Here is a 9,204-nt window from a genome sequence, read left to right on the forward strand (position 1 = left end):
ACTGAGGGATAACCGCTCCCATGCTCCCGATGAAGTAAGAAGCAAATGTCGAGACTTGTCTAGTATTTGTGTAGCAGAACAGTTAATTCCGATGTTGTTGGGCGAAGATGTATTGGCGATCGTCGATGCACTTTTAACTGCCTTGAAAGAAGGTTGTAGCGAAGACGAATTAGCCAGTGCAGTCACTTATGCTGCTGCCCTCCGCGTAGCCCGGTTTAATACGAATAACGACCACAGCGACTGGAATTCAGCGCACCATCCCTTTACCTTTGCGAATGCGGTGCATCAAGGATTGCGACGATCGCCTTCAGTAGAGTTGCTGCGGGGAGTTTTCGATGCAGCGATCGGCGTATATCTCAACCGTTTCTTAAATGTACCGCCTGCGCGACTTCCCGAACCAACAGATGTAGTTGAGAATCCAGAGGAATTGCTCAAACAACTGCCAGACTTGTTGGACAGACAGCAACAGGTGAATCAAGTCGGTAAATTAGTTGCCAAATACTTATATAGCGGTGGCAAATCGGAACGGTTGATGGCAGTTTTAGGAAAACTGATGCTGCGGGAAAATCGGGATTTCCACGTTATTCAGCAGGTAGAAGTGGCATTTCGCCAGTATGCTTTATTAGAGAATGCGGGCGATCGCATTGTGGTATTAGTAGCGGCGGCAAGGTATTTAGCCGCCCATGCCCCGACAGTGCGATCGCAAGCACAAACTTATCAAATGGCCGATCGATTGCACCGGGGCGATCGCTTATTTGAGGAGTCACCGGAAGTATAGCTTCTCGTCATAACTCACATCTTGCACCAATATCAATAATCCTTTTTTGGGCGGGATCTCCTGCCCACTCCACAAGAAAACTCATTGAGCAGAACCCTACATTCCCATCAGGTTGATTCACTGGGTGTGGGATGTAGGGTGTGGGAGCCCACGCGTAAATAAAGTGCAAGCCGCTATACAGTTCGTGGCGTCTGGGATTAAAATAAGGAGGCTCTTATGTTTCGTTTAGACAGGGATTCCAACCCCGTCTAAACGAGTGCTCCCAAATCTCCAGATTTGGAAGGGGTTTTAAACCCTTACTGCTTTTAGTCGTGGGCAGAGGACGGAAGCATTTCTCCTGCCTCCTGTCCTCTGCCTTCAGGAGATAAAATGAAACCCGAATTCAATTTTTTTCAGCATTGGTATCCTCTTTCGCCAGTCAAAGATTTAGATCCCAAGCAACCAACATCTGTGACACTTCTGGGACTGCGTTTAGTCATCTGGAAACCAAAATCATCTGAAACTTTCCAAGTGTTTTTAGATCGATGTCCGCATCGGCTTGCTCCCCTAAGTGAGGGTCGCATTGATGACGAAACAGGGAATTTAATGTGTAGCTATCATGGTTGGCAATACGATCGGCAAGGAATTTGTACTCATATTCCCCAAGCGGAAAATCCAGAACTTGTAAGCAAGAATAAAGAAAATCTGTGTGCTGTAGCACTACCAGTTCGTCAGCAACAGGATTTACTCTGGATTTGGCCAGATGCAAAATCAAGCCAACAAGCTACCGATACACCATTGCCTTTGTCACCGCAAATAGATGCAACTAAAGGCTTTGTTTGGTCTTCTTTTGTACGAGATTTAGAATATGATTGGGAAACCCTTGTGGAAAATTTGGCAGATCCGAGTCATGTTCCTTTTGCTCATCACGGCGTGCAGGGCAATCGCAAACAAGCAAGACCGCTCCCGATCAAAATTGTGCAATCAACAGCCAATTTGATTGAAGCGACTATAGGAACAGATGTACAAAGAACAATCACTTTTGAACCACCTTGTCGCTTGGAGTATGGGTTCAGTTTTAACGATGGCAGCAAACAGTTTGGACTTATCACCTACTGTATACCTGTATCTCCAGGTAAGTCCAGAATAGTCGCTTCTTTTACCCGTAACTTTGGCAAAACACTCCATCATCTCACACCCCGTTGGTGGGATCACATCAGCAATCGCAATCTGCTTCTTGATGGAGATATGGTTCTTCTACAGCAGCAAGAATATTTTCTCCAACAAACACAATCTACCCAAAGCTGGACAACTGCCTATAAGCTACCTACAAGTGCAGACCGTTTAGTAATAGAGTTTAGGAATTGGTTCGATCGCTATTGTCACGGACAACTACCTTGGAGCGAAGTTGGAATCAATGTTCCACCAACACGGAATATCAATAGCGATCGCGAACAAACCCTCGATCGCTACAAACAACACACCCAACATTGTCGTAGCTGTCGAGAAGCACTTTTGATTGTGCAACGCTTGCAAGCAGTGCTTTTAATCTACTTTGCTATTACTGTTTCCGCTGTTGCTCTCCTTCCCGATAGATTGCAACTGACTCTGGGTTTACCCTTAATTGTGACAGCACTATTAGGTCTAGGAGCTTACGCTTGGCTGAGATTCTGGCTTCGTCCGAAATTTTACTTTGTGGACTACATCCATGCGGACAGATAGAAGCGTTCATGCTTGGAAAAACTATTAGCTTGCTTAATTTGTTAGATAAAGTTATCACTAGATTAGCGGGTTCTCATGAACTTGCGGTGATATTTTTATCTAATTAGAAAAGCAAGCTAATACGCTTCTCGAAAATTATCAAAGTTTGAAAAGCCATATCCTTGTCGCATAATTAACTTAATTCGATTATTGATTCCTGAGATCACTCCACTTGTTGTGCGATTAAGAAAGTAATTACAAATCCCTTCAAAATGATTAACAATTGTCGAAGTTGATTCTTGGAAAAATATTTGCACATAATTCAGCCAATCCTTGAACTCTGTCTGAGCTATTTTGACGATCATCTTGGTCTCAATACGGTTCAGATAAGAATAATCTGATTTCCTTTCACAAGTCGGGAACTCTGATAAATGCGTGAAATGAAATTCGTCTGAAAGCGCTAACTGAACCGTATTGAGTCATAAGGCACTTCTTCAGTAAATAATTGCCCCGATCATTTCTTGGAAATTATCCCCTTGTCATCAATTTTCAAATCTGTCTTGGGAAAATCGCTCTTGGTCAAACGGTCAATCAACCCCACAGTCCTAAAATTGTTATCAACAGTCGGCACACCTCGCCCGTCAAGTTGGATGGGGATAATCTTACCAGAAACAAAATCCCCTTGCGGAGTCATTTTCACATCCAAAATTAGAGATTTACCGAGTGCTCCGGCTGTGGACAAAGTGCGATAACCCAAAAAATTTCCCAGAGAATAAGCAATCAATTTACCTTTATAAAGCTCCATAGCTCTGGTAACGTGCGGGCCATGTCCCAAAATCAAATCTGCTCCCGCATCAATCATCGTCCGCGAAAACAAAACCATATTTCCCCGGTTTTCTCCGTAAAAGAACTCAGTTTTATTTCTCACATTCAGAGCTCCCGTTCCTTCAGCTCCAGCATGAACTGATATCACTACAATATCAGCGTTTTGCTTGGCTTTTTTGACAACTTCGGATCCCGCTTTCAGTTCCAGCAAGGAATTGTGAACTTCGCCGTAGTTGCTGAAACCGATAAAGGCAAACTTGACACCCTTGACATTTTGATAAACAATTTGACCTCTTTTACCAACAGCCTTCATGCCATTGCTGTCGATGTTTTTAATCGTGTCATTAAATCCCTGCTCGTTAAAATCGTAAGAGTGATTGTTGGCAACATTCAAAATATCAAAACCAACATCTTTGAAAATTTTTGCATAACTTGGAGGCGTCCGAAAGGCAAACAGCATTCGTCCGCCACCTGCTTTGGAACTGTAAGGATAATCGGTCATCGTGCTTTCAAAATTGCCAAACAGAATATCAGCTCCTTTGAGGTACGGTTTTACCGACTCTAATAACATCTCTTTTTTTGCCGGCAGTTTGTTGTAGGGATAATTTGTGCCGGGGATCATGTCACCAACTGCTTTGATGCTAACAGTGGCGGGTACAGTGGCGGGTACAATGGCAGGTTTTTTGGCAGCCGGGGAGGGCGATTTTGGATCGGGAAGGGGTTTGGCTGCGGGTGTCGAGCTCACTTCTTGTACTGCAGGCTTTGACGTTGGAGGGTGATTAGTAGCGGTGGGTGAGGATTTGTAAAGTTGAGAAGCCAGCACAAGGCCGGATATCGGTACGAGAATTAGACTCAGAACACCGACTGACAGCCCAGATTTTTTAGTTTTAGTGCCTGCTAATTCTGGCTGCGGTGATGGCTTTTGCTGCCTTTGGTTTGGGGGTTTTCGAGTAGGGATTTTAGGGGGTTGGGGCGGAGATTTTTCTGGTGTTTGAGGGGGCGCAGTTGTGACATTTTGAGTTTTTTCTAGCTTCGGCAAAGTCACAGGAATGGGAGAAGCGGCTACACTAGCTGCTACTGCTGCACTCGCAGCTACTGCGGCATTCACGGCAACTAACGGACTCACTGCTGCGGAAGTCAAGCGTTTTTTTAATTCTACCGTCTGAGTCCAAGCGGGCAATTGCTGGCCGCCCCGCCGCCCGTAAATTGTCACTGAGTCAACGTTATTTGGTTGCAGTCGCTGCAACCCTTTGACTGCGACTCGGAGACAGGCTTCTTCTGCGGGTAAATGTTCTGCTTCCAGCAGCAGGTGCAGGGTGTCATTTTCCCGGCTGGCTTTAGCCGTGACGCCGAAGCTTTGGAGTGCTTGGCCGATCAGAAATGCGATCGCCCTGGCATCGCCTTCTTTTGCTAAATTTAAAATATCTTGTTGGCTCACAAACGCCTCTACTCTCACACTAGAAATTTAGCTCGATCTTATATCAAATTTGGCGGCACAGCATTAAATACCGCTCGATTTAACTTAAGTAAGTGGGTACAAATAAACAAAACCTTGGCAGAGGACGCCTGCGTGAAAGGGTCTACTCGCTCTCACTATAGCTCCTAACTAAATCCGACCCTATTTTTACAAGATAGTATGATTTTTGGCGCTTGCTAGCTGACTACAATATTTCCTAACGGTTATTTTAGTCGATCGCCCAAACACTTCGGGAGCATCTCACCTTTGCAGCCCTCCGCTAGAAATTGGAGTTTTGAGTTTTGAGGCAGGAGGCAGGAGGAAGAAGGAAAGAGGAAGAAGGAAAGAGGAAGAAGGAAGGAGCCAGAAGAAGGAAGGAGCCAGAAGAAGGAAGGAGCCAGAAGAAGTATTTTTACAAATATGAGATGCTCCCAACACTTCTATCCGGCATAATTGCCCCCTTCAAATTAACATCGGTCAAATCAGCGCTCTCTTTCTTACAGCATTTTGGGTAAATAAAACTGGTTTGTGAGCGTCGAGAGTGCGTCTGGAATGTACTGAAAATATGCGGTTTAGCAGCGAAGAATTAACGAAAAAACCGAGTTTCTCGTTACCAGTGCCAATGCCCCTGTCCCACTTCCGCCCAAATTCACACAAAAACGATCGACCCGCAGGCTCGGAAGCTTGTTAAAATTTTGGTCAAGCCACGCTATTGGTGAGAAATCGACGGCTAGCCACAATCGTCTGCTAACGCCCCCGCAATGCTGCGCTGCGGGGCCTGCACTGCACACTGCACGTAGATGAGATTAGCTGCAATCAACTTTCGGGATGCCGCTGCTAAAGTCGCGGCCGCCGATGTAGTTGTTCGTTTTAAACTAATTAAACTAATTATTTAAAGGAGTTGCACGTCAATGACACAATTGTGCTTATAATATCTGGCTCGGTGCCCTCTCAAACCAGGGTTTTTCGCTAGTCTGGTGCTATTTGTAAGTTAGTTAAGCCCATAGCAGCTAGGATCGAGCTAACTCAAGGTTAAACTAAAGCTCGTCATGCGGCGTTGCCTCTCAAAACCCGGATTGAGTCTTATGGCGCATTACCGCTCCTCTGTATGTTTGTTCACCTGCATTGCCTGTCTGGGCGCTGCGTTCAGTCCAAGTGCGGACGGAAAGCACCAGGTACTCAATGCCTCTGCGCGTGCTGTTTCCCAAGAAATTGCTCAGGCGAACTCTCCCCCGGACGATCGCCAAGATTCCAAGCCTCCAAAACCGTCTCCAGCGCCCGATAAAAACAAATCTCAGCCGTCCAAAACGTCCAAATCTAATTCTAAGATCCCGAAATCGGTATCCAATTTTATCGTCACTTTGTCTCGTCAGCGGGGGTTCTTAATGTTGGGTTTGGCAGCAGTTGTCGTCACGGCAGCGGCAGTATTTATCATGCTCAAATTAGTTAGCAGTGACGAGTCAAATTATTCTAAGCGAAGACGGGGAAGATTTGATCGCCACAACCAAAGAAACTCTCAATTTACTAATCCCGATTCTCCTATAAACTCGCACGAAATTAGACCGCAAGAGAATTCTTCTGGAGGACAATCGCTGTCAGCCTTGCCCTACCCTTTTGGTTTGCCAAAAAACTACAGTATCGAGAGCAGCGATCGACCTTTACCGTTTATCCTGGAATCCGGGGAACCCGAATCCCAGAATGCAGCAGTCGAGGGCGATCGAATCAATTCCGACACCCCGCCCTTGGAAACTCATAGCAATGGGTACAGCAACACAGGTTTCAACATTCCCGAAACAACTAATCAAACCGATTCCCTAGCGAAGAAGAAAGGTATTGCCCTTCCCGAAACGGATGGTAGACCTAAAGTTGATATTATTGAAGCACTGATTGAAGATTTGCAGCACCTAAATCCGGCAAAGAGGGGCAAAGCAATTTGGGAACTCGGCCAGCGGGGAGATTCCAGAGCAGTTGAGCCCTTGCTCGATTTGCTAGCAAATTCCGACTCCAAGCAGTACAGTTTAATTTTGGCAAGTCTCTCGGAAATTGGCATTCGTACTCTCAAACCAATGAATAATGCGTGGTCAATTTCGCTGCAAAATGAAAATCCCGAAGTGCGTAAAAATGCAATTCGCGACTTGACGCGGATTTATGAATTGGTGAATCAAATCAGTTACTTGTTGCACCGTGCGACGGACGATCCAGATCCAGAAGTTCAGGAAACGGCTCGCTGGGCAATCAATCAGTTGAACCGCCTCCGTCCGCGTTCGGGGATGGATTGATAAGTCTAGCAATTTTCAAGGGATTTTAGATTTTAGATTTTAGAGGGGAGAATTTATAAGTTAGATTATGTTAGAATTAATGACTACTGACTAATGACTACTGACTAATGACTACTGACTATTTGAAAATATTGTTGCTCTCCACTTCGGTCGGTCAACTCGGTTCGGGTTTGGGCGGCGGAGTCGAACTTATAGTCCTTAACATCGCTAAAGAATTGCACCGCCGAGGTCATAAAATAGCGGTTGTAGCGCCGATAGGTTCAGTCTTAGAATCAATTCCTGTAATCGAAATAACGGGTGATTTGCAAGTAACCGCCCAAACACAAGATTACAATGATCCTATTGTGATGCCCGCAGATTCTGTGCTGGCGAATATGTGGGAATATGCTCGCCAAGTTCAGGATGAATGGGATGTCATTGTTAATTTTGCCTACGATTGGCTGCCGTTTTATTTGACACCTTTTTTTAGGACTCCGATCGCACATTTGATCAGCATGGGCTCCCTTTCCGCAGCCCTCGATCGCATTGCCGGACAAACCGCCGTCCAGTTTCCTGGTACGATCGGAGTTCACACCGCTTCTCAAGCCAAAACATTCGCCTTTGCCGCTGAATGTCAGTTGTTGGGAAGCGGCATAGATTTATCCCTGTACGAATTTTGCAACAAACCGCAGTCTAAATTAGCTTGGCTAGGCCGCATCGCCCCGGAAAAAGCCTTAGAAGATGCAGTGGCGGCAGCGAAAATTACAGGCATTCCCCTGAAAATTATGGGCAAAATGCAAGATGAGGATTATTGGCAAAAAATTTGTGCAGATTACCCGGATGCTCCGGTAGAATATTTAGGGTTTCTGACAACAACCCAAATGCAAGAGCAAGTCCGTCAGTGCCAAGCATTGTTGATGACACCACGTTGGGTGGAAGCTTTCGGAAATGTCGCGATCGAGGCTTTAGCGTGCGGTGTGCCTGTGATTGCTTACGAGCGCGGGGGGCCGGCGGAAATTGTTAGAGACGGACTGACGGGCTTTTTAGTGGAGCCTGATAGTGTAAATGGCTTGGTAGGTGCGATCGCCCGCTTAGACCAAATTGACCGCAGCGCTTGCCGGCGACAAGCAGAGGTAGAATATTCTTTAGCAGCTTTGGGCGATCGTTGTGAACACTGGTTCAAATCTATTCTAAAGTTGAGTTAAATAAACTCTTAATCGACCACAAAAAAGCAAACAAAAACAACTATGGCAACCGAACGTTTAGTGCTTTTATCGAGCAGAGAAATAGACAAAATGCGCCAAGCAGGTCGCTTAGCTGCCGAACTTCTTCGGCATCTCGAACCGATGGTAAAACCCGGTGTCAGCACTTTAGAAATTAACGATGAAGCCGAACGCTGGACTTTGGCACACGGAGCAAAAAGCGCTCCGCTAGGCTATAAAGGATTTCCCAAATCTCTGTGTGCAAGCGTCAATGAAGTAGTCTGTCACGGCATCCCCAATGCGAAACAAATTCTTAAAGAAGGTGACATTATTAATATTGATGTAACGCCTTTAGTTGACGGTTATCATGGCGATACTTCCAAGACTTTTTTTGTCGGGAAACCTTCAGCGGTAGCGAAAAAGTTAGTTGAAGTAACCGAGGAATGTTTAAGAAGAGGAATTGCGGAAGTCAAACCGGGTGCTCGTACCGGTGACATCGGTGCAGCGATTCAAGAATATGCTGAAGCACAGGGTTTTTCGGTAGTGCGAAATTTTGCGGGACACGGCGTTCACCGCGTTTTTCACACCGAACCGGAAATTTTGCACTACGGTAAGCGGGGCACGGGGAAGAAGCTCAGACAAGGCATGGTTTTTACGATCGAGCCAATGATTAATGAGGGTACTTGGGAAGTGGAAATTTTGGCTGATGGTTGGACTGCTATCACGCAGGATCGCAAGCTTTCGGCTCAATTCGAGCACACTCTGGCTGTGACTGATTCTGGGGTGGAAATTCTGACTTTGCTTTAGCAATCATTAACAAACAATCTGAAAAACTCACCCCTAAATCAATAATCAACCATATCCCGTAGGGGCGGGTTTCACCGACAATATCTAACGATTATCAACAATCTAGATAAACCCGCCCCGCCACAACCGATAACCTACATCAACCTGAAATTTGCATCGAATCCGAAAATGTAGGTTTGTATTTATGGGTGGGTGGGG

The 9,204-nt window shown here is 45.7% G+C and carries 8 protein-coding genes; 6 read left to right on the top strand and 2 right to left on the bottom strand.

Features of this window, described 5'->3' with window-relative positions:
- Positions 1 to 778, top strand: a 778-nt coding sequence (locus QUA16_RS03825) for a hypothetical protein (RefSeq protein ID WP_333105063.1), incomplete at its 5' end; no start/stop codon positions are given.
- 369 nt (positions 779 to 1,147) lie between these two features.
- Positions 1,148 to 2,479: a Rieske 2Fe-2S domain-containing protein gene (locus QUA16_RS03830; protein ID WP_333105062.1), complete on the top strand. Its 1,332-nt coding sequence runs from the start codon at positions 1,148 to 1,150 to the stop codon at positions 2,477 to 2,479.
- A gap of 116 nt (positions 2,480 to 2,595) precedes the next feature.
- On the opposite strand, the gene QUA16_RS03835 is transcribed toward QUA16_RS03830, so the two are convergent.
- On the bottom strand, positions 2,596 to 2,823 hold the full coding sequence (locus tag QUA16_RS03835; RefSeq protein ID WP_333105060.1) for a transposase: 228 nt from the start codon (positions 2,821 to 2,823) through the stop codon (positions 2,596 to 2,598).
- Between the two features lie 149 nt (positions 2,824 to 2,972).
- Complete coding sequence (locus QUA16_RS03840) at positions 2,973 to 4,721, bottom strand: CapA family protein (protein WP_333105059.1); 1,749 nt, start codon at positions 4,719 to 4,721, stop codon at positions 2,973 to 2,975.
- Between the two features lie 313 nt (positions 4,722 to 5,034).
- On the opposite strand from QUA16_RS03840, the gene QUA16_RS03845 reads away from it, so the two are divergent.
- From QUA16_RS03845 to map, 4 genes are all read left to right on the top strand, one after another.
- Complete coding sequence (locus tag QUA16_RS03845) at positions 5,035 to 5,163, top strand: hypothetical protein (RefSeq protein WP_333105058.1); 129 nt, start codon at positions 5,035 to 5,037, stop codon at positions 5,161 to 5,163.
- 661 nt (positions 5,164 to 5,824) lie between these two features.
- Positions 5,825 to 7,018, top strand: a complete 1,194-nt coding sequence (locus tag QUA16_RS03850; RefSeq protein ID WP_333105057.1) for a HEAT repeat domain-containing protein — start codon at positions 5,825 to 5,827, stop codon at positions 7,016 to 7,018.
- A 107-nt stretch (positions 7,019 to 7,125) separates the two neighbouring features.
- Positions 7,126 to 8,202 (top strand): glycosyltransferase family 4 protein, encoded by a 1,077-nt coding sequence (locus QUA16_RS03855; protein ID WP_333105056.1) that lies wholly within the window; start codon positions 7,126 to 7,128, stop codon positions 8,200 to 8,202.
- A 42-nt stretch (positions 8,203 to 8,244) separates the two neighbouring features.
- Positions 8,245 to 9,006, top strand: a complete 762-nt coding sequence (map, locus tag QUA16_RS03860; protein WP_333105054.1) for a type I methionyl aminopeptidase — start codon at positions 8,245 to 8,247, stop codon at positions 9,004 to 9,006.
- Positions 9,007 to 9,204 lie beyond the last annotated feature (198 nt).

The organism is Microcoleus sp. S13_C3 (assembly GCF_036700905.1).
Lineage (GTDB): Bacteria > Cyanobacteriota > Cyanobacteriia > Cyanobacteriales > Microcoleaceae > Microcoleus.

Excerpts from the sequence above, each read along its gene's own strand:
- QUA16_RS03830 (WP_333105062.1), top strand. The coding sequence starts at position 1,148 with ATGAAACCCGAATTCAATTTTTTTCAGCATTGGTATCCTCTTTCGCCA.
- QUA16_RS03835 (WP_333105060.1), bottom strand. The coding sequence starts at position 2,823 with ATGATCGTCAAAATAGCTCAGACAGAGTTCAAGGATTGGCTGAATTAT.
- map (WP_333105054.1), top strand. The coding sequence starts at position 8,245 with ATGGCAACCGAACGTTTAGTGCTTTTATCGAGCAGAGAAATAGACAAA.
- QUA16_RS03855 (WP_333105056.1), top strand. The coding sequence starts at position 7,126 with ATGACTACTGACTATTTGAAAATATTGTTGCTCTCCACTTCGGTCGGT.
- QUA16_RS03850 (WP_333105057.1), top strand. The coding sequence starts at position 5,825 with ATGGCGCATTACCGCTCCTCTGTATGTTTGTTCACCTGCATTGCCTGT.